This is a genomic window from Mycolicibacterium wolinskyi (genome assembly GCF_002101965.1).
GTDB lineage: Bacteria > Actinomycetota > Actinomycetes > Mycobacteriales > Mycobacteriaceae > Mycobacterium > Mycobacterium wolinskyi.
On the sequence record NZ_LQQA01000035.1, the window covers coordinates 71,073 to 97,720 of the forward strand.

General features: G+C 66.4%; 27 protein-coding genes. 15 read left to right on the forward strand and 12 right to left on the reverse strand.

Annotation, left to right across the window (positions count from 1 at the left end):
* Window positions 1-28 precede the first annotated feature (28 nt).
* Window positions 29-994 (reverse strand): o-succinylbenzoate synthase, encoded by a 966-nt coding sequence (locus AWC31_RS35570; RefSeq protein WP_085150423.1) that lies wholly within the window; start codon window positions 992-994, stop codon window positions 29-31.
* Between the two features lie 90 nt (window positions 995-1,084).
* Between AWC31_RS35570 and AWC31_RS35575 the strand changes: the two genes are divergently transcribed.
* Together AWC31_RS35575 and AWC31_RS35580 are read left to right on the forward strand one after the other, a co-directional pair.
* Window positions 1,085-1,336, forward strand: coding sequence for a hypothetical protein (locus tag AWC31_RS35575; RefSeq protein WP_085150653.1), 252 nt, complete (start codon window positions 1,085-1,087; stop codon window positions 1,334-1,336).
* 49 nt (window positions 1,337-1,385) lie between these two features.
* Complete coding sequence (locus AWC31_RS35580) at window positions 1,386-2,045, forward strand: MOSC domain-containing protein (RefSeq protein ID WP_085150425.1); 660 nt, start codon at window positions 1,386-1,388, stop codon at window positions 2,043-2,045.
* Between the two features lie 5 nt (window positions 2,046-2,050).
* Here the strand turns inward: AWC31_RS35580 and AWC31_RS35585 are convergent, their stop codons facing one another.
* Complete coding sequence (locus AWC31_RS35585) at window positions 2,051-2,707, reverse strand: HD domain-containing protein (protein WP_374214063.1); 657 nt, start codon at window positions 2,705-2,707, stop codon at window positions 2,051-2,053.
* Window positions 2,708-2,856: 149 nt separating this feature from the next.
* Here AWC31_RS35585 and AWC31_RS35590 point away from each other — a divergent pair, with 149 nt between their 5' ends.
* Complete coding sequence (locus AWC31_RS35590; RefSeq protein WP_067855791.1) at window positions 2,857-3,828, forward strand: GlxA family transcriptional regulator; 972 nt, start codon at window positions 2,857-2,859, stop codon at window positions 3,826-3,828.
* Window positions 3,829-3,835: 7 nt separating this feature from the next.
* Here the strand turns inward: AWC31_RS35590 and AWC31_RS35595 are convergent, their stop codons facing one another.
* The 3 genes from AWC31_RS35595 to ampC all read right to left on the reverse strand — a co-directional run bounded on the left by AWC31_RS35595 (window position 3,836) and on the right by ampC (window position 7,325).
* Complete coding sequence (locus AWC31_RS35595) at window positions 3,836-4,525, reverse strand: Rv0518 family GDSL lipase (RefSeq protein ID WP_067855793.1); 690 nt, start codon at window positions 4,523-4,525, stop codon at window positions 3,836-3,838.
* Between the two features lie 132 nt (window positions 4,526-4,657).
* Complete coding sequence (locus tag AWC31_RS35600; protein ID WP_165766112.1) at window positions 4,658-5,923, reverse strand: acyltransferase family protein; 1,266 nt, start codon at window positions 5,921-5,923, stop codon at window positions 4,658-4,660.
* Between the two features lie 235 nt (window positions 5,924-6,158).
* The gene (gene ampC, locus AWC31_RS35605) at window positions 6,159-7,325 is read right to left on the reverse strand and encodes a class C beta-lactamase (protein ID WP_085150429.1); all 1,167 of its coding nucleotides are present in this window, start codon (window positions 7,323-7,325) and stop codon (window positions 6,159-6,161) included.
* 75 nt (window positions 7,326-7,400) lie between these two features.
* Between ampC and AWC31_RS35610 the strand changes: the two genes are divergently transcribed.
* Entirely contained in the window at window positions 7,401-7,715 is a 315-nt protein-coding gene (locus tag AWC31_RS35610) for a hypothetical protein (protein WP_085150430.1), read from the forward strand.
* Between the two features lie 4 nt (window positions 7,716-7,719).
* On the opposite strand, the gene AWC31_RS35615 is transcribed toward AWC31_RS35610, so the two are convergent.
* Window positions 7,720-8,256, reverse strand: coding sequence for an Rv1352/Rv1906c domain-containing protein (locus tag AWC31_RS35615; RefSeq protein WP_085150432.1), 537 nt, complete (start codon window positions 8,254-8,256; stop codon window positions 7,720-7,722).
* Between the two features lie 84 nt (window positions 8,257-8,340).
* Between AWC31_RS35615 and AWC31_RS35620 the strand changes: the two genes are divergently transcribed.
* From AWC31_RS35620 to AWC31_RS35640, 5 genes are all read left to right on the forward strand, one after another.
* Window positions 8,341-9,504, forward strand: coding sequence for an alkaline phosphatase family protein (locus AWC31_RS35620; RefSeq protein ID WP_085150434.1), 1,164 nt, complete (start codon window positions 8,341-8,343; stop codon window positions 9,502-9,504).
* Window positions 9,505-9,523: 19 nt separating this feature from the next.
* Window positions 9,524-9,862, forward strand: coding sequence for a DUF732 domain-containing protein (locus AWC31_RS35625; protein ID WP_067855814.1), 339 nt, complete (start codon window positions 9,524-9,526; stop codon window positions 9,860-9,862).
* A gap of 45 nt (window positions 9,863-9,907) precedes the next feature.
* Window positions 9,908-10,369: a DUF5078 domain-containing protein gene (locus AWC31_RS35630; protein ID WP_085150657.1), complete on the forward strand. Its 462-nt coding sequence runs from the start codon at window positions 9,908-9,910 to the stop codon at window positions 10,367-10,369.
* A 427-nt stretch (window positions 10,370-10,796) separates the two neighbouring features.
* Window positions 10,797-11,270: an MmpS family transport accessory protein gene (locus AWC31_RS35635; RefSeq protein WP_084356909.1), complete on the forward strand. Its 474-nt coding sequence runs from the start codon at window positions 10,797-10,799 to the stop codon at window positions 11,268-11,270.
* Window positions 11,267-14,164, forward strand: a complete 2,898-nt coding sequence (locus AWC31_RS35640) for an MMPL/RND family transporter (protein WP_085150436.1) — start codon at window positions 11,267-11,269, stop codon at window positions 14,162-14,164. Before AWC31_RS35635 ends, AWC31_RS35640 begins: the two co-directional genes overlap by 4 nt.
* Window positions 14,165-14,174: 10 nt before the next feature.
* Here the strand turns inward: AWC31_RS35640 and AWC31_RS35645 are convergent, their stop codons facing one another.
* On the reverse strand, window positions 14,175-14,894 hold the full coding sequence (locus AWC31_RS35645) for an ArsR/SmtB family transcription factor (RefSeq protein ID WP_085150438.1): 720 nt from the start codon (window positions 14,892-14,894) through the stop codon (window positions 14,175-14,177).
* A gap of 537 nt (window positions 14,895-15,431) precedes the next feature.
* On the opposite strand from AWC31_RS35645, the gene AWC31_RS35650 reads away from it, so the two are divergent.
* Both AWC31_RS35650 and yaaA read left to right on the forward strand, forming a co-directional pair.
* A complete protein-coding gene (locus AWC31_RS35650) occupies window positions 15,432-16,061 on the forward strand; it encodes a C40 family peptidase (protein ID WP_085150440.1) in 630 nt (209 codons plus the stop codon).
* 62 nt (window positions 16,062-16,123) lie between these two features.
* Entirely contained in the window at window positions 16,124-16,870 is a 747-nt protein-coding gene (yaaA, locus tag AWC31_RS35655; RefSeq protein ID WP_085150441.1) for a peroxide stress protein YaaA, read from the forward strand.
* 24 nt (window positions 16,871-16,894) lie between these two features.
* Here the strand turns inward: yaaA and AWC31_RS35660 are convergent, their stop codons facing one another.
* From AWC31_RS35660 to AWC31_RS35680, 5 genes are read right to left on the reverse strand one after another with little or no spacing between them, the layout of a single operon-like run.
* Complete coding sequence (locus AWC31_RS35660) at window positions 16,895-17,812, reverse strand: TauD/TfdA dioxygenase family protein (RefSeq protein WP_110775430.1); 918 nt, start codon at window positions 17,810-17,812, stop codon at window positions 16,895-16,897.
* A gap of 19 nt (window positions 17,813-17,831) precedes the next feature.
* Window positions 17,832-18,902 carry a PhnD/SsuA/transferrin family substrate-binding protein gene (locus tag AWC31_RS35665; protein WP_234817117.1) on the reverse strand — a complete coding sequence of 357 codons (1,071 nt, stop codon included), beginning with the start codon at window positions 18,900-18,902 and terminating at the stop codon, window positions 17,832-17,834.
* Window positions 18,903-18,928: 26 nt separating this feature from the next.
* The gene (locus tag AWC31_RS35670; protein WP_085150447.1) at window positions 18,929-19,672 is read right to left on the reverse strand and encodes an ABC transporter ATP-binding protein; all 744 of its coding nucleotides are present in this window, start codon (window positions 19,670-19,672) and stop codon (window positions 18,929-18,931) included.
* The gene (locus AWC31_RS35675; RefSeq protein WP_234817118.1) at window positions 19,659-20,546 is read right to left on the reverse strand and encodes an ABC transporter permease; all 888 of its coding nucleotides are present in this window, start codon (window positions 20,544-20,546) and stop codon (window positions 19,659-19,661) included. The genes AWC31_RS35670 and AWC31_RS35675 overlap by 14 nt, the downstream gene beginning before the upstream one ends.
* Entirely contained in the window at window positions 20,524-21,492 is a 969-nt protein-coding gene (locus AWC31_RS35680) for a TauD/TfdA dioxygenase family protein (RefSeq protein WP_085150451.1), read from the reverse strand. Before AWC31_RS35680 ends, AWC31_RS35675 begins: the two co-directional genes overlap by 23 nt.
* Window positions 21,493-22,143: 651 nt before the next feature.
* On the opposite strand from AWC31_RS35680, the gene AWC31_RS35685 reads away from it, so the two are divergent.
* From AWC31_RS35685 to AWC31_RS35700, 4 genes are all read left to right on the forward strand, one after another.
* On the forward strand, window positions 22,144-22,665 hold the full coding sequence (locus AWC31_RS35685) for a hypothetical protein (protein ID WP_085150453.1): 522 nt from the start codon (window positions 22,144-22,146) through the stop codon (window positions 22,663-22,665).
* A gap of 54 nt (window positions 22,666-22,719) precedes the next feature.
* Window positions 22,720-24,195, forward strand: a complete 1,476-nt coding sequence (locus AWC31_RS35690; RefSeq protein ID WP_085150659.1) for an amidase — start codon at window positions 22,720-22,722, stop codon at window positions 24,193-24,195.
* A 24-nt stretch (window positions 24,196-24,219) separates the two neighbouring features.
* Complete coding sequence (locus AWC31_RS35695; RefSeq protein ID WP_085150455.1) at window positions 24,220-25,626, forward strand: pyridoxal phosphate-dependent decarboxylase family protein; 1,407 nt, start codon at window positions 24,220-24,222, stop codon at window positions 25,624-25,626.
* 119 nt (window positions 25,627-25,745) lie between these two features.
* Complete coding sequence (locus tag AWC31_RS35700; RefSeq protein WP_085150457.1) at window positions 25,746-26,648, forward strand: fructose bisphosphate aldolase; 903 nt, start codon at window positions 25,746-25,748, stop codon at window positions 26,646-26,648.

The window sequence follows — 26,648 nt, forward strand, 5'->3', positions numbered from 1 at the left end:
CGCATGCGTAGTGCGCTACTCGAAACGATCAGCCCGCGGCGGCGGCCGCGCGCAACCGGTCGCGCCACCAGGCCGCCCGCTGTGGATCGCTCAACGCGTACCGCCCGAGAAGATCCGGTTGCGGAGCAGGCGGCATCGGCGCGACGGGCAGATATCCGTCGACCGCGACCAGTGACCGCGATGCGGCGACGAGATCACCGCCGAGCAGCGGGCGGGTGCCGAGTTCGCAGGCGAACGGCAACTCCGGCAGTGCGCCGGCCAGCGCGAGCCCGGCCGCGAGCCCGATGCTGGTTTCCAGCGCCGAACTCACCACACACGGCAGTTCCGTGGCTTCGGCCACCCGTAACGAGCGTCGAGCCCCACCGAGTGGCCCGCACGTCAGAACCACGATGTCGGCCGCGTCGCCGAGCCGCAGGCGCACCGGATCGTCGGCGTCGCGAACCGACTCGTCGACCGCGATCCGGACGTTGACCCGGCGCCTGACGGCCGCGAGCTCGGGAAGCGTGCGACAGGGTTGTTCGACGAACTCGAGCCCGGCGGCCGCCACGTCGAGCGCCGGGATCGCCGCCGCGGCGGCATCGGGATCCCAGCGTCCTCTCGCGTCGCAGCGCAGCGTGCCCGACGCCCCGAGCGCGTCACGTACGGCCTCGACCCGCGCGATGTCCGCGGCGAGCACACCGGCGCCGACTTCCACCGAAGCCGTCCGGCAGTGCGCCTGCGTGACGATCCGATGCGCAGCCTCCGGGTCGACGGCCGGTACCGTCACGGCGATCGGAATCCGCCCGCGCACCGGATCGGGCCAGCCGACGGTGCCGGGCTCGAGCGCGGCGGTCAGCCATCGAACGGTTGCGTGATCGTCCGGATGCGGGCTGAACTCTCCCCATCCTTGTGGGCCTTCGATCAACATGCCTTCCCGCACTCCGGCGGTCCCAGCACCGTCGGCGAGCGGGATTGCGAAGATCGGCGCGTTGTCGAAGTCGATCAGGGTCTGCACAACAACGTGACGCTAGTGCACGCCGGCCGGGTCGCCGAGCGCCTACACTGCGGCTACCGAACACGGCAGGTGATATGGGCAGGAGTCGGTATGGCGAACGCGCTGCGGCGGGGCATGCTCACGATGGTGTCGGTGGCGGTTCTCGCGGCCGCTTCGATGGGTGTGGCCACGATCGCCACACCGGCAGTGAGTGCGGCCTGCCTGCCGGGCGAGACCGGCGTCACCAACGGGTGCGCTCCGTTCTGTCTACCCGGAAAACAGCTCGACACCGCGACCGGACTGTGCCTTCCGGTGCCGCCACCACCGCCTGCGCCGAACGGTAACGCGACACCGCTGTTGTAGCGGTCACGCCCAGGTCGAGGCATCCCGTCCGGCCCACTACGCTTGGCTGATGTCCACCGTCTTGACCGTCAATGTCGCTCAACCGCGCCCGAATCCGGCCAACGAGCGGATTCTCACCGGCATCGACAAGCGACCGGTCGAAGGTCCGGTCGGCGTACGTGCGCCCGGGCCGATGCACGGCGGACTCGGCAGTGGCCTCATCGGCGACACGATCGGCAATCAGCAGTTCCACGGCGGCGACGACCAGGCCGTCTACGCGTATGCGCGCGAGGATCTCGACGGGTGGCAGACGGAACTCGACCGGGAGATCGCCAACGGCGTGTTCGGCGAGAACCTCACCACTGCCGGTGTCGACGTCACCAACGCGCGGATCGGTGAACGGTGGCGGATCGGATCCGACGGGCTGGAACTCGAGGTCTCGCGGCCACGTATCCCCTGCCGAACGTTCGCGGCCTGGCTCCAGATCAACGGCTGGATGAAAACCTTTACCAGGAGCGCGATTCCGGGCGCCTACCTCCGGCTGGTGCATCCGGGAACCGTTCGCGCCGGGGACGCGATCGTCGTCACCGAGCGGCCCGACCATGACATCACGGTCGGATTCGTGTTCCGTGCGCTCACCCTGGAGTCGCACCTGTTGCCGGAGATCCTGCACGCCGATGCGCTGCCCGACGAGCTCAAGGAACTCGCCGGCCGGCGCGTCAGTATGTGAACCGGCTATTCGGGCCAGCTGTTCTGCCGGATCACCTCGACGAAATCCTCACGCACGAACGAACTGTCGAAATGCGCGAGCACGTCGTCGTTCACCGTGCCGAAGGTCGAGTGCGGGCGTTGTCTGACCCCGTCGTTGAACGCGCGCAGGATGCGGTTCTTGAAATCGGGCCGCGGGTGCACTGCGGTCACCGCGGCCAACGCATCGGGCGTCAGATCGTCGCGGCCGATGCCCAACACATCGGTCTCGACACCTGCGGTGACCAGTGCTATCTCCGGATCGAGGAACTCCGGTACGCCCGGGGTCGTGTGCAATGCGATGCCCAGCCACACTTTGCGTGCCGCGGCCTCGTCTACCCCACGCTGCAGGAGAAAATCACGGGCGGCATTCGCCCCGTCCACCTCGAATCGCAGTGCCGACGACGAACGGAAGGGCTCGGTCAGTCCGAGGTCGTGAAACATCGCGCCGACGTAGAGGAGTTCGAGGTCGGGCTGTAGACCGCGGCGCATCCCCTGCAGTGCACCGAAGAAGAACACCCGGCGGGAGTGGTGGAACAAGAGGTCGTCTTCGGCGTCACGGATGTACTCCGTGACCTCGCGGACGAGGGCGGTATCGGGTACTTCGATGCCGGCGATCGAATCGGTCATCGGAACTGTCATCATGAATCTCCTTGTCGCTCTTGATGAACGACGCCGGCGCGGAAATCGGTCACACTCCGTTTCGGCATCTGCAGACCAGTCTGCGGCGGCCGGGCGCGGATCGGATATGGCCGATGTGCCACGTATCCCACAAGAAGCGACACAATGGGCGGATGGTCGAAGGTCGTCGCCCGCGCGTCACGGTGATCGTCGTTTTCGACGGGGTGAAGCTTCTGGATGCGACGGGACCGGCTGAGGTGTTCGCCGAGGCCAATCAGTTCGGCGCCGACTATCTGCTCAAGATCGCCTCGGTCGACGGCCGCGATGTGACCACGTCGATCGGAACGACTTTCCCTGCGACCGAGAAGATCTCGTCCATCGATCACGCTGACACGGTTTTGGTGGCCGGCGGCGACAACCTGGTGGGCCTGCCGATCGATCCCGCACTCGTCGCGGCCGTTCGGGACCTGCCCGGCCGGACTCGTCGGCTGGCCTCGATCTGTACCGGCTCGTTCATCCTCGCCAAGGCCGGTCTGTTGGACGGACGACGGGCCACCACGCATTGGCGACACGCCGGGCTCCTCGGCCGTGCCTACCCGGAGATAGATGTCGAACCGGATGCGATCTTCGTGCGCGACGGCGATGTCTACACCTCGGCGGGGGTGTCGGCAGGCATCGACCTCGCCCTGGCTCTCGTCGAGATGGACTACGGCAGCGACCTGGTTCGCGACGTCGCGCGCTCATTGGTGGTCTATCTCAAGCGGGCCGGCGGCCAGTCACAGTTCTCCACGCTGGTCGAAGCCGACGCTCCCCCACAGTCCGTGCTGCGGCGCGTCACCGATGCGATCGCGGCGGATCCCGCGGCCGACCACAGCGTCCGGAGCCTGGCCAAGCTCGCCTCGGTGAGCACGCGGCAACTGACCAGGCTTTTCCACACCGAACTGGGGACCACGCCGGCACGGTACGTCGAAATGGTCCGCATCGACGTCGCGCGGGCGGCGCTCGACGCCGGCAGGCCGGTCGGTGACACCGCCCGGCTGGCCGGATTCGGCAGCGCCGAAACCCTGCGCCGAGTGTTCGTCAGTCACCTCGGTGTCTCACCCAAGGCCTATCGGGATCGCTTCCGCACCACCGCTCGCGGCTGATCGGCTCTCAGATCCAGCGCGGCAGCTCCGCCCCGATGAGCGGGGCGATCTTGTCGGCCATGTACGCGTGGCCGGCGTCGGTCGGATGGATGCCGTCGGCGCCGATGAGTTCCGGCCTTCCGACGAACCAGCCCTCCGCGATGGGATCGATGAACGTCGCGCCCGCGTCACGCGCCTGCGCGCGCAGGATGTCGCGGATGTGCAGCACCGTGGGAGGTACGTCTGCGGTGGGCCATGGCGGACCGATCACCAGCAGCCGCGCGGCCGGAGCTATCCGCTCGGCGGACGCCAGGGCATCGTGGCTCATCCGGGTGATGGCCGCCGGATCGGCGTCCTTGTCGTTCCGGGAGCCGAAGAACACGACGAGCGAATCGTCGGGCTGAACGGCCCTGGTCGTCAGGTCGCCGAAGATGCTTCCACGATTGCCGCGCACGACGTAGCCGGCCCCGCCTTCCGCCACGACGTCGGCGGTGACCTGAACCCCGCGCTGTGCCAATTCCTGCCACGCGATCGTGGTCCAGCCCTTCGGACCCATGCCGCCCTCGGCGGGCGTACCGGTCGTGTAGGAGTCGCCGATCACAGCGATGCGGTTGATCCGGGGGTCGAGTCCTGATGTCGTGTACCGCTGAGTCGGAACCTGCCCGAACAGCCCGACAAGCAGACCAAGCGAGACGATGAACGTGGTCAGACGACCCACTGCTACCTCCACTGCCCGTGAGACGCTGACGTCCCGCACCGCGATTCCCGATCAGACTCCCAGCCGACGATGACGCGGCGATAACGGCACCATAACAACCTGCGCGGCAGCAAGATTCGGCGTGTTCCAGGTCTACCCTGCACGGGCCGACATTGCCGGTCTGTCATCGAGGTCCCCGTCGATCCGGTGCAACTTGCTGTTCGTCTGATCCGCAGGCCTGATGTCGACCATCCTGCGCATCCATCGGCGGGCCGGCTCCTCGACGAGGTGATACAGCAGGACCGCTCCGACGACACATATCGCGAAGAGCAAGAGCAGCGTTACCTTGCCCGACAGGTTCGGGGACAGGGTGAGCTCGAACTGCTTGACCGTCCATATCCACGCCGTGTGCACGAGCTCGTGGAACATGTACAGGCCGAACGAGATCTGACCGCCGTAGACCAGCGGCTGGATCCCCAGCAGCGCAGGCAGGCTGCCGGTGCCCACCGACAGCGCCACGACCAGCGGAACGAACAGGATGTCGACGAGTCCACCTGCGTCACCGACGGTGTTCATCGGGTGCGCCTCGAAGAAATAGAGGCCGCCGATGATCACACCGGCCAGCAGGATCGACAGGTAGCCGGCGCCGCGCCGCGCGCGATCGGTGAGCTGGAGCTTGCGTACCGCGGCACAGGCAAGGGCTCCCGCGGTGAATTGCATGACGATCCGCGGTAACCAGCTCCACGGCGTGTAGAAGTGGCCCGTCGCCATCAACAGCACCACCGGAGGCAGTGAAGCCGCGATGGCCAGCAACACCAGGCTTCTGGCCCGTGTCGCACGCGCGATCCGGAAGATCACCAGAATGAGTCCGCCGAACAGCAAGTACGCCAACCATTCCGCGCTGATCGACCACGCCGGACCGTCCCAGCTCGAGCCGTCGAAGTAAGGCTGGAACCACAGCTGAACCAGAAAGAGCTGGCGCACATAACTGACGGCGTTGTAACCGCTGGTGTCTTCCGGCGGCACGTGGCCGACGTTGAGGGTGAATATCAGCCACAACGCAGCCAGATGCAGGGTGACCAGATACACCGGCCATACCCTCGACAACCGCAGCCACAGGAAGTGCAGGGTGGCCCGGGTCGACCACGACGGGCCCATCCGGTCGAAGTAGTTCCAGGTGAGCACGAATCCGCTCAGGATGAAGAACAGGTCGACACCTTGGGCGCCGCAATCGAGTATCGGCGCGAGTGCCTCGGTGAAATCGGGCGCGGCCTGGTACAACAGCGGCCGGAAGTGGAACAGCACCACCCATACGGCTGCGACGATGCGCAGTCCCGTCAGGGCTTTGATCTCTGCGCCGCGCACAACACTCTTTCCGTATCCACCCACGCTGTTTCGCCCGCGCCATTGCTGCGGCATGCCGGGCGCATCGCCTTCCCACGACCCGGCAACCGGCAGCTCTCGCAGACTAGCAGCGTGGGTGCGGCGATCGCGCGCTCGCAATCCTGTGCGATTTCTGGACGGGGGCTGTCAATTCGTCGACCGGCAGCCGGGTTGTATTGCGTAGCAAAACGTTTGCGTGTGCCTGTCGCGGTCGCGCGGCGATGCTCGCCAGCGCCGTTACGGCGTGTCGGCAATCGCCGGGCTACCGGGCTCAGCGCCGCGCTTCGAGCTCCTGTAGAACCGCGTGGGCGGCAGTGACCCGCGCCGGAATCGGAAAGTTCTTGTTGGCCAGCATGACGATGCCGATCTGCCGGTCCGGCACGAACAAGGCGTAACTTCCGAAGCCGTCGGTCGACCCGGTCTTGTTGAACAGCGCGGGCCCGTCCGGAAGCCGACCCGGCACGATCGGCAGCGCGGGCTGTGGCTCCATCGCCATGGTGCTGGAGTTTCCGGCGAGCAGCACCTCCAGTGACACCGGATAGGGGTAACGTTCCCAACCCAATCCCTGCACCATGTCTCCCACCCGGGAGTAACCGACGTGAGTGCCTTCGATCGCGCGCTGCAGCGACTGGTCGAAGCGGTGCGGCGCAATGTTGGCCTCGATGAAACCGATCAGGTCGGCGGCACTGGTCTTGACGCCGTACGCCTCGGCGTCGAAGACGCCTGGACTGACCCGGGTCGGCTCATTGGCCTTGTCGTAGCCCCATGCGTATCGGTCCATGGCGCTGTCCGGCACGTGGATGTACGTACTGGACAAGCCGAGGCGCGAGAAGACCTGCGCCTGCATGAGATCAGCGAAATCACCCCGCATCGCGCGGCTGGTCAGATGACCGAGCAGCCCGATGCTCGGATTCGAATACCGGCGGATCTCCCCCGGTGCCGCCGTCGGGGACCACTCGCGGAAGTAAGCGAGCATGCCGGCGTCATCGGTGACGGTGTCCGGGAACTGCAAGGGCAGTCCCCCTGCCGTGTAGGTGCCGAGGTCACGCAGGGTCGCGGCATCGACAGCACTGCCCCGCAATTCCGGCAGATAGGCCGACGGGTGCGCGTCGAGCGACAATGCCCCGGTGGCCTGCGCATACGATGCCAGTGTTGCGGTGAAAGCCTTGCTGACAGAGCCGATTTCGAACAGGGTGTGCCGCGACACCGCTGGCCCGCCCGGGTTCGCGGCCAAACCGTAGTCGACGAAGTAGCGACGGCCGTCGACCGTGACGGCGACCGCCATTCCGGGAACGTCGTACTGCTCGAGCAACGGACGAAAAGCCCGGTCGACGGCAGCCTGGACGGCGTCCGGGCTGCCCGCCGCTTGGGACGCCGTCGAAACGAGCGCGATCGCGGCAACCAGTACCGCCCCGACGGCGCGCAGCAGTGCCGCCATCACGCCCCGACTCCCTCGGCGGAAGACGCTGCCGCGGTTAGGCTCGAAAGAGGCGATCTCTCGAGGAGGTTCGAGATGACGAACATCGTTCGCCGACTCGCCGCAGGCGTCGGCGTGGCGTTGGCGCCACTGGCCACGTTGGCCGCCGTCACGGTCGCGGCACCGGCGATCAGCTCAGCGCAGTGCGAGGGCGGCGCGTGGTGGGATCCGGTGGCCAACACCTGCCGGCCGCCCGTGGTGCCGTTGCGATGCGAGAACGGCTGGTGGTGGGACCCGGCCGGGAACACCTGCCGACCGCCCGTGGTGCCACCGCCTCCGATGTGCGACAACGGCTGGTGGTGGGACCCCGTCGGCAACGCCTGCCGGCCCCCGCTGATCCCCCCGGCCTGACGCATCAGGGCAGGGGAACCTGCGATCCGTCGAACTGACGGGCGTTGTTGTTCAACGAGTTCAGCCACGCCCACAGTTTGGCCTTCGCGACGAGCGCCGGGATGTCTCCGGTGGCGGGCGGACCGGCAGCGACCGCATCCGTCTTCTGCCACGCCTGGCATCCGCTGGTCTTGAAGGCCTTGTCGGTGGCGTCGATCTGCACGGCCTGAGGCTTCTTGCTGATCGCGTTGTCGATGATGTCGCCACCGTGCAGATCGGCCATGCGCTTCCAATAGCAGGTGCCGTCCTCGACGGGTCCGGCCGACGCATAGGTGCCGGGCTCGATATCGGTGCCGACGATGAATATGCCGTCGTGATCCATCGTCGTCGCCGGGACGGCCGGCGCAGCAGGTGCCGCAACGCCGGGGGGCGGTGCCCCAACTCCGGGAGGCGGTGGAGCGGGAGCCGGTGTCGTGGGATCGGCGCTCGCGATCCCGCTGAACGTGCCGCCCCCAACGATCGCCACCGCGGCAGCGAGGGCCACTGCTTTGATCGGCTTCATAAATGGTCAGCGTACCGGTTCCGCCAGGAACAGCCCCACCGTTGCCCAGGCCTGTGCATGTGACTTCTGTGGCAGGCTCACCACGTGGATGCGCGACAGCCCGACGTGACTCTCGCCCACCTGGCCGACGTCGTGCCGTCCGTGCTGGCCGCCATGGGCGCGACGGGGTTCGAGGCACGCATCGATCTGCCCACCCCGGTCCGCGGTGCATGCGTGTTGCTGATCGACGGGCTCGGGGCGGAGCTGCTGGATGCGCACGCCGCCGATGCGCCGGTGCTGGCGGGTCTGCGTGGGCAGACGTTGCAGGTCGGTTTCCCGTCCACCACAGCCGCCGGGCTTGCCGCCATCGGCACCGGCTGCCGCTCCGGTGAGCACGGCCTGGTCGGCTATTCGTTCCGGGTGCCCGACGCCGGTGTCATCAACGCCCTGCGCTGGCGTCCGCACCCCTGGGGTGACGATCTCCGCGATACGGTCCGGCCCGAGGCCGTCCAGCCGCTGCCCACCACATTCGAACGGGCCGTCGACGCCGGGTTTGCGGTCAGTGTCGTATCGGGCGCCGAGTTCGCCAGATCCGGGCTCACCCGCGCCGTGCTGCGCGGCGGCGACTACATCGGTGTGCATGCAACGGGTGAGCTGGCCGCCGCCGTCTCGGGCTGCATCGCCGCCGGCGGATTCTGCTATGGCTATCACGCCGATCTCGACCTTGTCGGTCATCTGCACGGGCCGGGCTCGACCGCTTGGCGCATGCAGTTGCGTCAGGTCGATCGCCTGGTCGAGTCCGTGGTGGAGACCCTGCCTGCCGATGGACTGCTCGCCGTGGTCGCCGACCACGGCATGGTCGCCGTCGACCCGACCGAAGTGGTCGACCTCGACACCACCCCGGCGCTGCAGACCGGCGTGGCCGCAGTCGGCGGCGAAGCGCGTGCGCGCCACGTCTACACCGCTACGGGCGCGGCCGACGACGTGCTGGCGGCCTGGCGGGAAACCCTCGCCGACACCGCATGGGTGTTGTCGCGCGACGAGGCGATCGCCGCGGGTTGGTTCGGCGGGCGGGTCCGCGATGACGTATTGCCGCGCATCGGAGACGTCGTCGCGGCCGCGCGTGGTTCGGCGGCGCTGATGCGGCGCACCGCCGAACCGCTGGAATCCGCGCTTGTTGGCCACCACGGGTCGTTGACCAGCGCCGAGCAGCGAATCCCGCTACTGATTGCGACGGGTTTACCGGGCAGCCTGCCATCATCGAGTTAGATGCACTAAGATTCCCCGCATGAAGCTTGCAGGGCTGGCAGTACTCGGCGCCGCCGCGGCCATCGCGTTCGCAGCGCCGGCACATGCCGAAATCGACACGGACTTCGCCAACGAGCTGCACACGTACGGCATTTACGGGCCGCGTGACTACAACGCCTGGATCGGCAAGCTCACGTGCAAGCGGCTGCACAACGCGGTGGACCACAACGCCAACGACTCCGTGGCGTTCCTGAGCAAGAACCTGGACAAGGACAGCACCACGGCGCAGCACTGGCAGTTCTTGGGCACGGCCATCAACTACTACTGCCCCGACCTCCGGCATGTCATGGAGCAGGCCGCGGCCGACTCGGCCAGATAGCTTTTCGCCGCCCTCCCGAGAACTTGGAGCGATATGTTGAACCACATGCGTCCTACAAACCTCATCCGCATGGGAGTCGCCGCATGCGCCGTGGCCGGAACGCTGGCCGCAGCACCGGGCTTGGCCGCCGCCGATGCCACCGATGACTACCCGATCCCGAACCGCATCCTCAAGACGCAGTGCGATGCCGAGCAGATCATGGCCGCGGCCCGCGATGTCGAGCCGATCTACTACGAGCGGTACATGATCGACTACAACAACAAGCCACCGGCCGACCAGCAGGGGGCGCGCGACCGCATCCACTGGTTCTTCTCGCTGGACTACGCCGGCCGCCGGCAGTACTCGGAGAACACCGCGACCAACGCGTTCTACGAGCAGATGTCGTGGCGGTGGCCGAACTGGGCCAAGCTGTTCTTCAACAACAAGGGCGTGGCCGCGAACACCACCGATATCTGCATGAACTACCCCCGCGGCGACATGTCGCTGTGGAACTGGGCAGCTGACTGACGTATCGCAGTGCCGACGCCCCCGCGTTCTCGCGGGGGCGTTTGCATGGGGCCGTATGACAGAGCCGGCTGATCGTGTTACCCGCATCACTCTCGGCCCCGCGCACATGGGCAGACAACCCGCCGACTTGCGCGTGAGCGCCGGGGTGACCACCTGTTACGGGTCGCGGGCACGTATCGTCGCGTGAGCACGCCAAACGTGACGGCTGCGCCCCTCCGGCACGCGGCCGGTCAACGTTTTGCAACTCTGTTAAATCAGCTAATATCTCGCAGTACTTAGTCAACTGGCTAACTGGCAGACAGACGGCGAGGCGTATCGAGGTGCACATGGCACAGAGCAGCTACGACAACCGCGGTCTCATCGACCGCGCGACAGGATTGCGTGCCGTGGTCTCCAAGCAGATCCGTCTGACGGGTGTCGTCGCCTGATGGCCAAGGCTACGAAAAGCTCACGGGGGAAACAGTTTTCACTGACCGGCCTGGCGCGGCGGTTCTGGATCCCGCTGCTCATCATGGTCGTGGTGGTCGTCGGGGCGTTCACCGTCATGCGGGTACGTACATTTTTCGGCGCCGGTGACGGCAGCGGCATCTCCAGCGCGAAGGTCGACGACACCAAGCCGTTCGATCCCAAAGTCGTCGTCTACGAGATCTACGGAGTACCGGGCGCGACCGCCGACATCAATTACCTCGACCTCGACGCTCAGCCTCAGCGCATCGACGGCGTCACGTTGCCGTGGTCGCTGCGGCTCGAGTCCACCGCCCCTTCGGTGTTCCCGAACATCGTCGCGCAGGGCAACGGTGACACCATCACCTGCCGTATCACCGTCGACGATGAACTCAAAGACGAGAGAACCTCCAACGGCGTCAATGCCCAGACCTTCTGCTTGGTGAAATCTGCATGAGCAACCACGACGCCCCCACTGACGCCTTCCCGGCCGCCGGCCCTCCACCTGCACGCCACGGCGGGATCGCAAAGTGGATCCGGCGGCTGGCGATCCCGATCATCCTGGTCTGGATTGCGATCATCGCGATACTGAACACCGCCGTGCCGCAGCTGGAGAAGGTCGGCGAGATGCGGTCGGTGTCGATGACGCCGGACGACGCGCCGTCGATGATCGCGATGAAGCGCGTCGGCGAGGTGTTCCAGGAGTTCAAGTCCAACAGCTCGGTGATGATCGTGCTCGAGGGCGACGAGCCCTTGGGCGACGACGCGCACAAGTTCTACGACGAGATCGTCGACAAGCTCGAGGCCGACGACAAGCACGTCGAGCATGTCCAGGATTTCTGGGGCGACCCGCTGACCGCGTCGGGCGCCCAGAGCTCCGACGGTAAGTCCTCGTACGTCCAGGTCTACACCGCGGGCAACCAGGGCGAGGCGCTGGCCAACGAATCGGTCGAGGCAGTCCAGGACATCGTCAACAGCGTGCAGGCCCCACCGGGCGTCAAGGCCTATGTGACGGGCCCGGCGGCACTGTCGGCCGATCAGCAGATCGCCGGTGACCGCAGCATGCGGATGATCGAAATGCTGACCTTCACGGTCATCATCATCATGCTGCTGCTCGTCTACCGCTCGATCATCACCGTGATCCTGACTCTCGTGATGGTCGTGCTCGGGCTGGCATCGGCGCGCGGTGTCGTGGCGTTCCTCGGCTATTACGAGATCATCGGGCTGTCGACGTTCGCCACGAACCTGTTGGTGACGCTGGCGATCGCCGCGGCGACCGACTACGCGATCTTCCTGATCGGCCGATATCAGGAGGCTCGCAGTGTCGGTGAAGACCGGGAACAGGCCTACTACACCATGTTCCACGGCACGGCCCACGTGGTGCTGGGCTCGGGTCTGACGATCGCCGGCGCCACGCTGTGCCTGCACTTCACCCGGCTGCCGTACTTCCAGTCGCTCGGTATCCCGCTGGCCATCGGCATGACCGTGGTGGTGTTCGCCGCGCTGACCCTGGGTTCGGCGATCATCACGGTGGCAAGCCGGTTCGGCAAGGTGCTCGAGCCCAAACGCGCGATGCGCACCCGTGGGTGGCGCAAAGTCGGTGCGGCCGTGGTGCGTTGGCCCGGTCCGATCCTCATCGCCACCATCGCGCTGTCGCTGATCGGTCTGTTGACCCTGCCGGGGTACCGGACCAACTACAACGACCGCAACTATCTGCCGCAAGACCTGCCCGCCAACACCGGGTACGCGGCCGCGGACCGGCATTTCTCACAAGCCCGGATGAATCCCGAGTTGCTGTTGATCGAAAGCGATCACGATCTGCGCAACTCGGCAGACTTCCTGGTCGTCGACCGGATCGCGAAGCGAATCTTCCAGGTACCCGGCATCTCTCGGGTCCAGGCCATCACGCGCCCGCAGGGCACGCCGATCGAGCACACCTCGATCCCGTTCCAGATCAGCATGCAGGGCACCACGCAGATGATGAACATGAAGTACATGCAGGACCGCATGGCCGACATGTTGGTGATGGCCGACGAGATGCAGAAGACCATCAACACGATGGAGGACATGCTCGGGCTCGTCAAGCAGATGTCGGACACCACGCACAGCATGGTGACGAAGATGCACGGGATGGTCGTGGACGTGGCCCAACTACGGGACCACATCGCCGATTTCGACGATTTCTTCCGGCCGATCCGCAACTACTTCTACTGGGAACCGCACTGCTACGACATCCCGGTCTGTCACTCTCTGCGTTCGATCTTCGACACACTCGACGGCATCGACACCATGACCGACGACATCCAGAAACTGATGCCGGACATGGATCGCCTCGATCAACTCATGCCGCAGATGCTCACGATCATGCCGCCCATGATCGAGACGATGAAGACGATGAAGACGATGATGCTGACGATGCAGGCCACCATGGGTGGTTTGCAGGATCAGATGGAAGCGATGATGGAGAACCAGACGGCCATGGGCCAGGCGTTCGACGCTTCCAAGAACGACGACTCGTTCTATCTCCCGCCGGAGACGTTCGACAATCCGGACTTCAAGCGTGGCATGAAGATGTTCCTGTCCCCCGACGGTCATGCGGTGCGGTTCATCATCAGCCATGAGGGCGATCCGATGAGCCCAGAAGGCATTTCGCACATCGAGGCGATCAAGCAGGCGGCGAAGGAAGCCATCAAGGGCACGCCGCTCGAAGGCTCCAAGATCTACCTCGGCGGTACCGCGGCCACCTTCAAGGACATGCAGGAAGGCTCTAACTACGACCTTCTGATCGCCGGAATCGCCTCGCTGTGCCTGATTTTCATCATCATGTTGATCATCACCCGCAGCGTCGTGGCCGCCGCGGTCATCGTCGGCACCGTGGTACTCAGCCTCGGCGCGTCCTTCGGCCTCTCGGTCCTCATCTGGCAGCACCTCATCGGCCTGGAACTGCACTGGATGGTGTTGGCGATGTCGGTCATCATCCTGTTGGCCGTCGGCGCCGACTACAACCTGCTACTCGTATCCCGGTTCAAAGAAGAGATACATGCCGGCCTCAACACCGGCATCATCCGCGCGATGGGCGGGACCGGGTCCGTGGTGACCTCGGCAGGTCTGGTGTTCGCGTTCACGATGATGTCCATGGCAGTCAGCGAACTCGCGGTCATCGGCCAGGTCGGCACCACGATCGGCCTGGGTCTGCTGTTCGACACCCTGGTCATCCGGTCCTTCATGACACCGTCGATCGCGGCGCTGCTCGGCAAGTGGTTCTGGTGGCCGCAGCAGGTGCGCCAGCGGCCGCTGCCCGCGCCGTGGCCCACACCCATCCAGAAGGATCCGCAGGACGCGCTGACCTGATCGGCGGCTGTCACTGCGGCACGCCCGCCCGCTCAAGACCCGATTTCAGCTTGGACAACTTGAGCGGCCAGGTACGTGAAACAAGCTGGCGGACAGGGCTTGTCGGGCCGAACCCGTCATGGACCACGGTCAGCTCGACCTGATCCTCGACCAGTTCGATGTCGAAGGACACCCGCGAGCGGGTGTCCGATGCGACGGTGTGGAAGGTATATGCGAGCCGCCCGTACGGATCGGATTCGAGGATCAGCTGGTCCGGGTGCTCGACGCGCCCATCGCCGTCGATCCAGACGTACGTGGCGCCCTTCTGCCAGTCCGACTCGATGCCGTGACCCATATACCGAAGCGAGAATTCCGGGTTCGTGATCGCCTGCCACAGCCGCTCGGGCGTTGTGTGGATATAGGTGGTGTACGCGAACTCCGTGGGTGCGACGTCGAGTGCTGACGCGTAGTCCGCGTGCGCGTGCACGTCGGCCCCACCGAAACGGTTGATCCATTGGTCGGCGACCGCGCTGATGGGCTCGGCGTTGAGGTAATGCAGCTTCTCGCGCCCCTGGCGGATGACTGTCACCAGATCGGCCGCCTCCAGTACCGCCAGATGCTTACTGACCGACTGGCGCGCCATCAACAGTCCCGCACACAATTCCCGCAGGCTCTGCCCGTCGCGGTCGTTGAGGCTTTCGAGCAGCATCCGCCGATTCGGGTCAGCCACCGCCTTCAAAACGTCGTCCACGCCCGCCCATTCCGTCCATGTGCGTGCCTGCGCCCGCCAGACCGAATTATGCAGCCAGTTGGCTGCATGTCAACTTCGGACAGGACGCCGGCCAGCCAAAGGCTCCTGTCGCCCGGGCCTGTCAGCGGGATCGGTGATAGTTCGCCAGAACCGCACTACCCGGTGCGGCGGCGGCGTCGATGACACCCCGGTACGCAGGACGCCATGGCGGCGCCGGGCGACAGTGCCCCACAACGCAGACCGTCGCGACGGCCAGCCGAAACTTATTACACACGAGCGCATTTCGAAATCAGCCAGCGTTTCGACCTTCGGATCCGCCGTGACGGAAGTGGCACAGAGCCACTGCGGCAACCACATTGGACGGATCCGTCACACTCCGAGTAATCACGCAAAAATGCCGCTTAACCGACTGCGAAATACCGCCATTGGCAGTCCCACTGAATCCCAAGGGCCGTGAGATAACCGATTTATGTGTCCTCTTGTGAACGGAGTCACATATTTTGGCGACCATTTTCAGCTCTGTTAATGTCCCGCCGCATGTTTGCTATCGCGACGCTGATGGCGCTTGTCCAGCAGGTATCGGGCACGCCGTACATCTCCGGTGGGGACAGTCCGGCCGGAACCGACTGCTCCGGTCTCGCCTCCTGGGTCAGCAATGTGGCCACCGGCCGGCCCGCGTTCGGTGACCGGTTCAACACCGGAAACCAGGAGCGTGCCCTGCTGGCCCGTGGCTTCAAGCACGGCACCCAGCCCGGTGCCCTCGTGATCGGCTGGAACAGCGGCCACACCGCCGTCACGCTGCCTGACGGCACGCCCGTCTCCTCCGGCGAAGGTGGCGGCGTGAAGATCGGCGGCGGAGGTGCCTACCAGCCGCAGTTCACCCACCACATGTATCTGCCAGTACAAGCCGAACCCGCCGCACCGCCGCCACCGCCTGCCCCGCTGCCGTTCGGCGTGCCACCGCCACCCGAGGCGCCGCTGCCCCCGGTCCCGCCACCGCCGCCGCCCGCTCCGATGGCAGCGCCCGCGCCGGTCGATCCCTTCGCGCCACCGCCACCGCCGCCTGCCGACCCCATGGCAGTACCGGCGTCGTTCGTGCTGAACGTTCCGCCGCTACCCGGCCCGCCCGCTCCCGAGCTTCCTCCGCCACCCGGAATGCCGGTCTGACCCGGCTGGGATCACATCGGTCAGATCACCGGACACCAGGACCGCTCCGCTAACGTCTCGGTGTGATCGTGCTCCTGCCACCCTCGGAGACCAAGCGCGCAGGCGGGGACGGCCCGCCATTGCGTCTGGACAGTTTGAGCTCGCCCGCGCTCAGCCCGCTGCGGGAGACGCTGGTCGACGAGTTGGTCGGACTGGCCGCCGACCCGCCGGCGTGCCGCAAGGCCCTCGGGCTCTCCGCGGCCCAGGACGCCGAGATCGAGCGCAACGCCGGCCTGCGGCAGGCACCGACGATGCCGGCGATCAACCGCTACACCGGCGTGCTGTACGACGCGCTCGACGTCGAATCGTTGCGCGGGGCGGCCGTGGCCCGGGCCCGCGCCCGGCTCGCGGTCGGCTCGGCGCTGTTCGGTCTGCTGCGTGCCGACGATCTGGTACCGGCCTACCGGCTGTCTGCGTCCGCGAAACTGCCGGGCCGGCCAGGCTTGAGTACCCGGTGGCGTCCGTTACTCGAGCCGGTGCTGGCCGAACTCGCCGAGAGTGAACTCGTCGTGGATCTCCGGTCGGGCTCCTACGCCGCCCTCGGGCGAGTGCCCGGCGCGGTGCGGGTGCAGGTGCTCGCCGAGCATCCCGATGGACACCGCACGGTGGTCAGTCACTTCAACAAGGCGCACAAGGGCCACCTGGCCCGGGCGCTGGTGAGTTCGAGAGCCGAGCCCAACGACGCCGCCGCAGTGGCCGCTGTCGCCCGCCGAGCCGGTATGCGTGTCGAACGCCACGGCGACGAGCTGACGGTCGTGGTGCCGGCCTGATCTCCTGCCGCGGAGCGGCTCGCGTCAGATGGCGTCGAACGGTTCGCCATCGAGGGCGATGGAAGGCTGCCCGTCGGGTCCCTTCGGCACGTCGCCCACCAATGTCACCCGGTACAGCCGGCGGTCGTGGTCGAGTGTCAGGTCTGAGGGCGCCAGATGCACGGTCGATCGGTTGTCCCAGAACGCGATACTGCCCGGTTCCCATTTGAACCGGACCGTGTACTCAGGCCGGGTGAGCTCGTCGTAGAACAGGCCGAGCAGCCGTCGGCTCTCGTGTGGCGAGACGCCGACGATGTGGCTGGTGAATCCGGGGTTCACGTAGAGCGCCTTCTCCCCCGTCTCGGGGTGTACGCGCACGACCGGATGTTCGGTGAGCAGGGGCCTGCGCTCCACGCGGCGCTGGTAATCGTCTGTCGCAGTCGTACCGTCGGGAGGCGCGAACCGGTGCACCGCCCGCAAGCGGTCGGCGAGCTTCTGCAGCGGGGCCGACAAACCGGCATATGCCGCAACGGTATTGGACCACTGCGTATCACCGCCGAACGGCGGAATCTCCTCGGCCCGCAATATCGACGCGAAGGGCGGGTTGACTGCCGCGGTGACGTCGGCGTGCCAGTTCGGTTTGTCGAATCCGCGCGAGGTGCCGTAGCGCGTCTTGAACCGGTCCCGGAAGATCGGGTAGATCGTCGGGTAGTCCGGGTCGGGAATCGAATCGAACAACGGATGCGCGGGTGTCGGCGCGCCGAACGCGGCGGCGAACCGCAGATGGTCGTCGTGGCCGATGAACTGGTCACGAAAGAACACGACCTTCCACTTCAGCAGTGCCGCACGGATCTCGGCGACATGCTCATCGAGCAGCGGTGCGGTCAAATCGATTCCGCTGATTTCGGCACCGGTCCAGCCCGACTGCGGTCGGATGTTCAATGCGGACGCGAGCTGAGTCATTGCTGTTCCCATCTGTTGTTCAGGACTTGAGTGATCTGGGCGTGACGTTGTCGAGGCGGTTCTGCGCGTTGACGATGTCGTTGTAGCGGCCGTCGACATATTGAGTGACATCAACGTGCGTCTTGGTCGTTCCCGTCTCGTAGAGTCCGTCGGCGACGGTCTGGAACAGCGCGGTGGAATCGGCGTCGATCGGGTAGTAGGAGGCGATGCCGTCCTCGTCGTACAACTTCTTTCCCTGATCGAACGTGATGCCCTGCTGCTTGACGTAGTACTCGTTGATCCACTCTTCGGAGTGGGTGTCCTTCCAGTTGTTGGCCGCGACCGCCCGGCCGACGTAATCACCGATGGCGGCTACCTTCGCCGGGTCGTCGAGAACATCCTTGTGCACGATCAGACTCTGGATCCCGGTGTTGATGCCCTTGCCGTCGCCCAGGATCGGGGGTTCGCCGAGCTGGTAGTACTGGTTGCCGAGGACGATCGCGGCGTCGACCGCACCGGCGGCGAAGGTCGGAACCACCTCGGCGCCGGCCAGCTCCACGGGTTGGACATCGGTCTTGAGGTCAAGGCCGTGCTGCTTGAGCAGCGCCGCGGTGATCATGTGCCGGCCAGATCCCGGCGGATAGGCAACCCGTTTGCCGCGCAGTTGCTCGATCGTCGTGACCCCGCTGTCGGGGCGCGCGACAAGGTAGTAACCCCCACTGGTCCCCGGATTGGCCTGAAGGCCGATCGTCACCAGATCGGTGACCCCGCTGTCGACCGCGATGGGTACCGGTGCCTCACCGATCGATCCGACGTCGGCCGCGCCGGATCGCAACGCTTCGATCACCGCTGCCCCGCCGCTGAAGTCGGCGAATTCAACCTCGTAGGGCGCGCCTTGGCCGGCGTCGGCCAGGTTCCACGGCAGGGACTGCGTAGCGTTCTGTTCTGCGACCACGATCTTCGTCCCGGCAGGCACATCGCTTGTGGTCGCGATCTTCACGGAATCGATTGCGGGCCCGGCCTCTTCGCCCGAGAGCCCGCATGCGCTCGCCAGCAAGGCGACCAACAGGATCGCGGTGCTGCGCCACCGCCGAAGAACATTGGGATACACGGTCATTCCTTATCTCGGGGTGCGGGTCAGGACTGGTCGTCCGCCACGCCCAGTTCGGCGAGCAGACGCCTTCTGAGCGTGACGAATTCGTGGGAGTCGCGGGCTCGGGGCTTGTCCACCGAAACCGCGACGTCGAGCGATATGACGCCGTCGGTCAGCACGATCACCCGGTCGGCCAGCACGATTGCCTCATCGACATCGTGGGTGACGAGCAACACCGCCGGTGTGTGGCGCCGGTACAGATCCATCAACAGGCCGTGCATCTTGATGCGCGTCAGCGCGTCGAGCGCACCGAATGGCTCGTCCAGGAGCAGCAATTGGGGTTCGCGCACCAAGGCCCGCGCCAACGCCACCCGCTGCGCTTCCCCGCCCGACAATGTGCGCGGCCAAACTTTGGCCTTGGTGGCCAGGTTCACCTCGGCGAGGGCATCGCGCGCACGTTGCTGCACCGCCGCGGTTGTCGGCAGTCCGATCGTCACGTTGGACAGTACGCGTTGCCACGGCAGCAGCCGAGGATCCTGAAACACGATCGCGCGCCGCTCCGGTACGCGCAGATAGCCGTCGACATCGCTGTCCAGCGCTCCGAGGGCCCGCAGGAATGTGCTTTTCCCCGATCCGCTGCGGCCCAACAACGCAACGAACTCGCCCGCGCGGATCTCCAGCTCGAGCCCGTCGATCACGACGTTGTCGCCGAAGCGCTTTCGCACATCTCGTGCGATCACCACGGCATCGGTGTCCACGCCTGCGTACCGGGCGTCAGTCTCCGTCATATGCCCGCCTCCAGGTCAGCAGCCGAGCTTCCAGAAAGCGCACGACCAGGATCGAGACCAGGCCAAGGATTGCGTACACCGCGATCAGGACGAACACCACATCGATCTGGAAGTACTCACGGGCGTCGGTCATCATTCGCCCCAGACCCTTCTTCGCGTTGATGGTTTCGGCGAATATCAACGACAGCCAGGACGCGGTGAGGGCAAGCCGTAGGCCCACGAGGAAGCCGGGCAGCGAGCCCGGGACGATGACGCGGTAGATCAGCTCCGCGCGACCGGCCCCGAACGAGCGCGCCGCCTCCACCAGTGCGGCATCGACGCTGCGGATCGCGCTGAAGGTGTTGATGTATATCGCGACCGCGACGGCAAGTGTGATCAGCAGGATCTTGGGCACCTCGCTGATCCCGAACCACACGATCAGCAACGGGACCAGCGCGAAGTTCGGAACCGCCCGAAGGACTTCCATGTTGGCGTCGACGAAGTTCTCCCCCACCCGCGACAGACCGGAGATCAATGCCAACGCCAGGCCCAGCACGATGCCGAAGGCCAGGCCGTACCCGACCCGCAGCAGACTGGCGACCAGATGCTCCTGGAATGTGCCGTCGGCGATCAGCGTCCACGCGGCGCGCAGCACGCGCGTGGGCGGCGGCACCGTACGCTCGTCGAAAATTCCGGTGGTCGAAAGAACCTGCCACCCGACGACCAACAGAACCGGACCGAGCAGGCGCTGCAATGCCCGCGGCACGACAGGCCTCCGCTGAGCCTTTCGGATCGCCGCCCGCGGGTCGACAAGACCGGCCGCATCGCCGCTTCCGGCGATCCGGCCGGGCCTCGACAGCACCGTCGACATCTCAGGCAGCCCCGAAGTAGTCACCCGAAATCGATTCCGAGGCAATGCCATCCGGACCAACCGGGATGTCACCCACGAGAGTTATGCGGTGAAGGATCCGGTCGCCCTCGACGTGTTCGAAATCCCTGGGTGCCAGGTGCAGCGCGGCCCGGTTGTCCCAGAAGGCCACGCTGCCGGGCTCCCACTTGAACCGGACCGAGTACTCCGGGCGCGCAATCTCCTCGAACAGCAGATCCAGCACGTGCCGGCTCTCGCGCGGAGCGAGGTTGACGATCTCGCGAGTGAACGACGGATTGACGTACACCACCTTCTCGCCGGTCTCGGGATGGATGCGTACAACCGGATGGATCGAGGCGAGTGGATTGCCGCGGACAAGGTCACCGATCTTCTCGGTGCTGCGCTCGGCGGAGACCGACGAACCGAACCGGTGCTCGGCCCGCAACTCGTCGATGAACGACTGCACCGGCTCGGACAGCCCGGCATAGACCGCCGCGACATTCGTGAACTGCGTGTCACCGCCGTACGCGGGCACCTGCTCGGCCCGCAGGATCGAATGCGACGGCGGATTGATCAACGGCGTGACGTCGGCATGCCAGCCGGGGCCATTGGGACTCTGGCGCTTGCGGTATTTCGTCCCATACCGATGGTCGTAGGCGGCTGGGGACACGGTGTGGATCTGCGGGAACCCGGGTGGCGCGGAGTCACCTTCGTAGGGGTGCCCCGGTGTCACGGCGCCGAACTGCGCACCGAAGGCGATCTGCGTCGCGTGGTCGAGGTCCTGGTCGCGGAAGAACACGACTTTCCATTTGTTCAGCGCGGCCCGGATCTCGGCTATTTGGTGTTCGGTCAACGGTGCCGACAAATCGACGCCGTCGATCAAGGCACCGGTCCAACCGGATAACGGTGTCACCTCGATATTGGTTTCGGCGGCTGCATTTGCGTCCGTTGCCGTGGTCGCGGCTGTTGTCACTGCCGTGCTCCCCTCGAAAGTCCTGCAGGTATCGACCACTGGGACGCTAATGACGATCGAATTCGGGGTTACCGGTTTGAATCGGCGTGACGAGAATGCCGGTGTCGGCAACGATCCCGAATTCTCGCGGCAGCCCTTTCCATGAATTCGACGAATTCCCCCGGTATCCGATTGTTCGGGCCGGTATGAGCAAACCGGCTGCCCCGCCGCCGGGATCGACGCGGCCCCGCGCCCGAGCCAGATATTCTGGCAACGCCGCGACCCCCGCGCCGCGCCGCCTCCACGACGTTGCCCGCAGATATTGACATGCCGGTCAGAACAGGCCCCGGCCTGGGCATGACGGGGCTGGTGTCTCACAACCGGGGCCAATCCTCATGTTGCGGAGCAACATTCACGCGGGCCGGGCACATGGCGCGACAGCCAACTCTGCGTCGAACCGGGGATTTCCCGTTTTCGGGTGTTTCCCACGATCGCCGGTCGGGTCGTGCACAATATGAGGTCGCGTCAGCGAGCTTGTTTGCGAAACCTCACCAGAACGCCGTCACGGGAGCGAGCTTGGTCACCCACCCAGCGTCCACCTCATATCCGCCGCGCACCGGTGGAAGGCATCGAAAACCGCCCGAGCGCCGTTGGCTTCCCGTCGGTATAGGAGTGGCGGCGACCGCCCTCGTCAGTTCACTGCTCACCGCCTTCGTCGTCGTCACCACCCTTGCCAAACTTTCATCACGTGACTCCACGTACGCAGTGGGCGCGAAAATGCTGGCGGTCAACCCCGATCGGTCACCCCGCCAGACGGCGACCGCACAACCCGGCGCAGCAGCCGTCACACCGTTCGCCTTCGACCAGTCGGGATTCATCGGCTCCGGCGCACGCTGCCGAGACACCCAGACGGCTCGGGCGATCGGGCGCACCGAGGGTTCGCTCGTGGTGATCTGCCTCGACCGCGCCGGCCGGTTCGAATACCACGGCGTGCGGTTGACCGACGAGGCCGCGCTGGCCGCCACGGCACAGAAATCTCCAGATCGAAAGTTCGTGGCCCGCAACTACAGCGTGAGCTACGCCGTCTCCCCCACCGAACTGCTTGTCACGTCGGGAAATACGGTCATCAAACGCGAGCCGATGGTGGAGTACCGCGAAATCCTCTCGACCCCGGTCGTTGTCGCGCCGCGCTGACCGCGGGCGCGTGTGCCAGGCGGTGCCCTGCGCCCGCCGGTTAATGTGATGCAGATGGATTCGAAGTTTGCGTTCGAGCTCGCCGGCGTCGACGCGATCGGCCAAGCCCGCCTGGCTGCGGCCGGTGACGTGACCGCCACCGAACTTCTCGACGCAGCGATCGTCCGCCTCGAGGCGGCGCGGTCCCTCAATGCGGTGATCACCGATCTCTTCGACCGCGGACGTACCCAGGCGACTGCGCTCGACGCCTCAGGCGTGCTTCGCGACGGGCGGGCCGGACCGCTTGCCGGTGTGCCGTTCCTGCTCAAGGATCTCGGTGCCGCTCTCGCCGGAGCGCCCGAAGCGATGGGATCCCGGGCGTTACGGGACCATGTGGCAACGGATTCCGCATGGACGGTGCAGCGGTATCTCGAGGCCGGCCTGGTGGTGTTCGGAAAGACCAACACCCCGGAGTGGGGCAATCACTGCACGACCGAACCCGTGTTGTTCGGTCCCACGGCCAATCCCTGGTCATCATCGGTGACACCGGGAGGTTCGAGTGGCGGGTCGGCTGCCGCGGTGGCCGCGGGCGTCGTACCGGCGGCCTCCGGCGGTGACGGTACCGGTTCGATCCGCGTCCCGGCATCGTGTTGCGGTTTGGTCGGACTGAAGCCGCGCCGCGGCCGGGCCTCGTTCGCGCCGGACGGCGGGCACGGTTTGGAAGGGCTCGTGAACAACCATGCGCTCACGCGGACAGTGCGTGACTGCGCGGCCCTGCTCGACGTGATCGCGGGCAGCGTCACCGGTGATCCCTACTCCGCCCCGGCACCGGATGAGCCGTTCCTGCAAGCGGTTTCGCGGGATCCGCAGCCTCGGCGGGTGTTGATGTCGACCTCATCGCCGTTTCCGACCGAGCGGATCGACCCCGCAGTCGTCGCGGCGGTCGAACAGACCGGGCGGTTGCTGGAGAGCCTCGGTCATCAGGTCCAGGCGGGCGGTCCGTCGATCGACCCGGACGCGGTCGCCGACGCGGTTGCGGTGCTGCACAACGTGAGTAACGCACAATTGCACGCGTTCGCCACCGGACACCTGGGCCGCGAACCCCTCGACGACGAGTTCGAGCCGAGCACATGGGTGATGATCCGCGAGGGGTTCACCACGACCGGCATGGCCTACGCCGACGCCATCGCCGCCGTTCACGCGCAGACGCGCAGGTTCGCCGCCGGGATGGCCGGGCACGACGTGCTGCTCGTGCCTACTCTGCTGACCGGCCCACCGCCGTATGCGCTGTTGAATCAACCGCGCGGCACCACGCGCGCGTTCTTCGACGTGGAGTTCGCCACGACCGGCTGGACGGCACTCGCCAATGTCACCGGCTGGGCGGCGATTTCACTGCCGCTCGGCACGACCGACGACGGTCTGCCGATCGGGGTACAGCTCATGGCCCCCGACGAGGCGGTATTGCTAGGCCTCGGCGCTCAGCTCGAGCAGGCCGCACCGTGGGCCGCGCGCAAGCCCGCAGGTTGGGTCGCAAACGACGGCACTCCCTGACCGGCTGCCCGTAGGGTCGGCGCCATGGCGCATATCCGTCCCGATCGCACCGCCGCACTGCATACCGCGGCTTCGCACGCCGAGGTGTTCCTCAACCGCCTCGACGACCGCCCGGTCGCCGCGCGCACCGATGCGTCGGCCATCCGGCAGACCCTCGGCGGTCGGCTTCCCGACCACGGCGAAGATCCCGCGGCCGTCGTCGCGGCCCTCGCCGTCGGAGCCGATCCGGGTCTGGTGGCGAGCGCAGGCCCGCGGCACTTCGGCTTCGTGATCGGTGGCGCCTTGCCCGCGGCACTCGGCGCCGACTGGCTCGTGTCGGCGTGGGACCAGTGCGCCGCCTTCCATTCGCTGTCGCCGGCCGCCGCGGCCATCGAGGAGATCGCCGCGGGCTGGGTGCTCGACCTGCTGGGCCTGCCCCCGGGTGCGAGTGTCGGATTCGTGACCGGCGCGCAAGCCGCCAACACCACGGGGCTGGCCGCCGCACGGCACGCGGTGTTGGCCCGTGCCGGTTGGGACGTGAGCCGCGACGGGCTGATCGGCGCTCCACGGGTGCGGGTGCTGTGCGGCGAGCAGGCACACGTCACGATCTACGCCGCGTTGCGCTTGCTCGGGTTCGGCGAGGCCGCGGCCGTGAGGGTGGCAGCCGACAGCCAGGGCAGGATGCGGCCCGAAGCGCTGCGCGCCGAACTCGCCGCCGACGACGGTCCCGTCATCGTGTGCGCGCAGGCCGGCAACGTGTCCACGGGCGCGTTCGACGATCTCGAGACGATCGCCGACGTGTGTGCAGCGCACGACGCCTGGCTGCACGTGGACGGCGCGTTCGGGCTGTGGGCCGCCGCCGCACCCGCCACCCGGCATCTCACTGCGGGAGCCGCGCGGGCCGACTCGTGGGCGGTGGACGCCCACAAGTGGCTCAACGTGCCGTACGACTCGGCAATGGCGATCGTCGCCGATCCCGATGCGCACGTGGCGGCGACGAGCCTGGCCGGACCGTATCTGGTGGCCGACCCGGGCCAGCGGGACAACACGAACTTCGTCCCCGAGAGTTCGCGCCGCGCACGGTCCGTACCGGTGTATGCGGCGTTGCGATCGTTGGGCCGCACCGGGGTGAGCGACCTGGTGCAGCGCAACTGCGCACAGGCACAGCGGATGGCGCGACTGCTGACCGAACGCATCCAGGGCGCCGAAGTGCTCAACGACGTCGTCTTGAACCAGGTGCTCGTCCGGTTGCCCGGAGGCGAGGCGGCAAACCGGCGGGCCGTGGCGGCGATACAGGCCGACGGCACCTGTTGGCTTGGCGGCACGACGTGGAACGGCGAGTACGTGCTGCGGGTCTCGTTCTCGAACTGGGCTACCACCGACGACGATGTGGACCGGTCGGCGGCGGCCATCGCCGCCTCGGTGAACACCCCGCTGAGCGCACCGGACTGAGGTGGGGTCAGGAGGCGGATGGCCGCCGAATATCCTCTGAGGGCGAATAGGCTGCACCGGCGCTGGCCGGGGAGCCAGAATCAGCAGGACACCGTCTTCAAAGGAGTGGACACCCCGTCATGACGAACCAGGTGAACCAGCAGCAGGCCGACAAGATGTCATCGGGCAAGGGCTTCGTCGCCGCGCTCGACCAGAGTGGCGGATCGACCCCGAAGGCGCTGCGTCTGTACGGGGTGGAGGAAAGCGCCTACTCGTCCGAGGACGAGATGTTCGACCTGATCCACCAGATGCGCTCGCGCATCATCACCTCGCCTGCGTTCACCGGTGAGCGGGTGCTGGCCGCCATCCTGTTCGAGCAGACCATGGATCGCTCGATCGAAGGCAAGCCGTCGGCGACCTTCCTCTGGGAGGACAAAGGTGTCGTGCCGCTTCTCAAGATCGACAAGGGCCTGGCCGAAGCGGCCGACGGGGTGCAGCTGATGAAGCCGATGCCTGCGCTCGACGACCTGCTGGCGCGCGGGGTGAAGAACGGCATCTTCGGCACCAAGGAACGCTCGGTCATCGGCGCCGCTAACCCGACCGGCGTCGCCGCGGCGGTCGCCCAGCAGTTCGAGGTGGCCAAGCAGGTGCTCTCACACGGGCTGATCCCGATCATCGAGCCCGAGGTGACGATCTCGATCTCCGACAAGGCCGAGGCCGAGGACTTGCTGAAGGCCGAGATCGCCAAGAACCTCGACGCGCTGCCCGACGGCCAGCAGGTCATGTTGAAGCTGACCCTGCCGACCGTCGCCAACCACTACAAGCCGCTGGTCGATCATCCGAAGGTCATGCGGGTGGTCGCACTGTCCGGCGGTTACTCGCGTGACGAGGCCAACGCGCTGCTCGCACAGAACAGCGGTGTGATCGCGAGCTTCAGCCGCGCGCTGACCGAGGGCCTGTCCGCACAGCAGAGCGACGACGAGTTCAATTCGACGTTGGACAAGTCGATCCAGTCGATCTACGACGCTTCGATTGCCGGCTAG

Bases quoted from the DNA above. Each gene is read 5' to 3' on its own strand.
- AWC31_RS35575 (WP_085150653.1), top strand. From the start codon at position 1,085: ATGGCGAACGCGCTGCGGCGGGGCATGCTCACGATGGTGTCGGTGGCG.
- AWC31_RS35580 (WP_085150425.1), top strand. From the start codon at position 1,386: ATGTCCACCGTCTTGACCGTCAATGTCGCTCAACCGCGCCCGAATCCG.
- AWC31_RS35585 (WP_374214063.1), bottom strand. From the start codon at position 2,707: ATGATGACAGTTCCGATGACCGATTCGATCGCCGGCATCGAAGTACCC.
- AWC31_RS35590 (WP_067855791.1), top strand. From the start codon at position 2,857: ATGGTCGAAGGTCGTCGCCCGCGCGTCACGGTGATCGTCGTTTTCGAC.
- AWC31_RS35600 (WP_165766112.1), bottom strand. From the start codon at position 5,923: ATGCCGCAGCAATGGCGCGGGCGAAACAGCGTGGGTGGATACGGAAAG.
- ampC (WP_085150429.1), bottom strand. From the start codon at position 7,325: ATGGCGGCACTGCTGCGCGCCGTCGGGGCGGTACTGGTTGCCGCGATC.
- AWC31_RS35610 (WP_085150430.1), top strand. From the start codon at position 7,401: ATGACGAACATCGTTCGCCGACTCGCCGCAGGCGTCGGCGTGGCGTTG.
- AWC31_RS35615 (WP_085150432.1), bottom strand. From the start codon at position 8,256: ATGAAGCCGATCAAAGCAGTGGCCCTCGCTGCCGCGGTGGCGATCGTT.
- AWC31_RS35625 (WP_067855814.1), top strand. From the start codon at position 9,524: ATGAAGCTTGCAGGGCTGGCAGTACTCGGCGCCGCCGCGGCCATCGCG.
- AWC31_RS35630 (WP_085150657.1), top strand. From the start codon at position 9,908: ATGCGTCCTACAAACCTCATCCGCATGGGAGTCGCCGCATGCGCCGTG.
- AWC31_RS35635 (WP_084356909.1), top strand. From the start codon at position 10,797: ATGGCCAAGGCTACGAAAAGCTCACGGGGGAAACAGTTTTCACTGACC.
- AWC31_RS35640 (WP_085150436.1), top strand. From the start codon at position 11,267: ATGAGCAACCACGACGCCCCCACTGACGCCTTCCCGGCCGCCGGCCCT.
- AWC31_RS35650 (WP_085150440.1), top strand. From the start codon at position 15,432: ATGTTTGCTATCGCGACGCTGATGGCGCTTGTCCAGCAGGTATCGGGC.
- AWC31_RS35660 (WP_110775430.1), bottom strand. From the start codon at position 17,812: ATGACTCAGCTCGCGTCCGCATTGAACATCCGACCGCAGTCGGGCTGG.
- AWC31_RS35670 (WP_085150447.1), bottom strand. From the start codon at position 19,672: ATGACGGAGACTGACGCCCGGTACGCAGGCGTGGACACCGATGCCGTG.
- AWC31_RS35690 (WP_085150659.1), top strand. From the start codon at position 22,720: ATGGATTCGAAGTTTGCGTTCGAGCTCGCCGGCGTCGACGCGATCGGC.
- AWC31_RS35695 (WP_085150455.1), top strand. From the start codon at position 24,220: ATGGCGCATATCCGTCCCGATCGCACCGCCGCACTGCATACCGCGGCT.
- AWC31_RS35700 (WP_085150457.1), top strand. From the start codon at position 25,746: ATGACGAACCAGGTGAACCAGCAGCAGGCCGACAAGATGTCATCGGGC.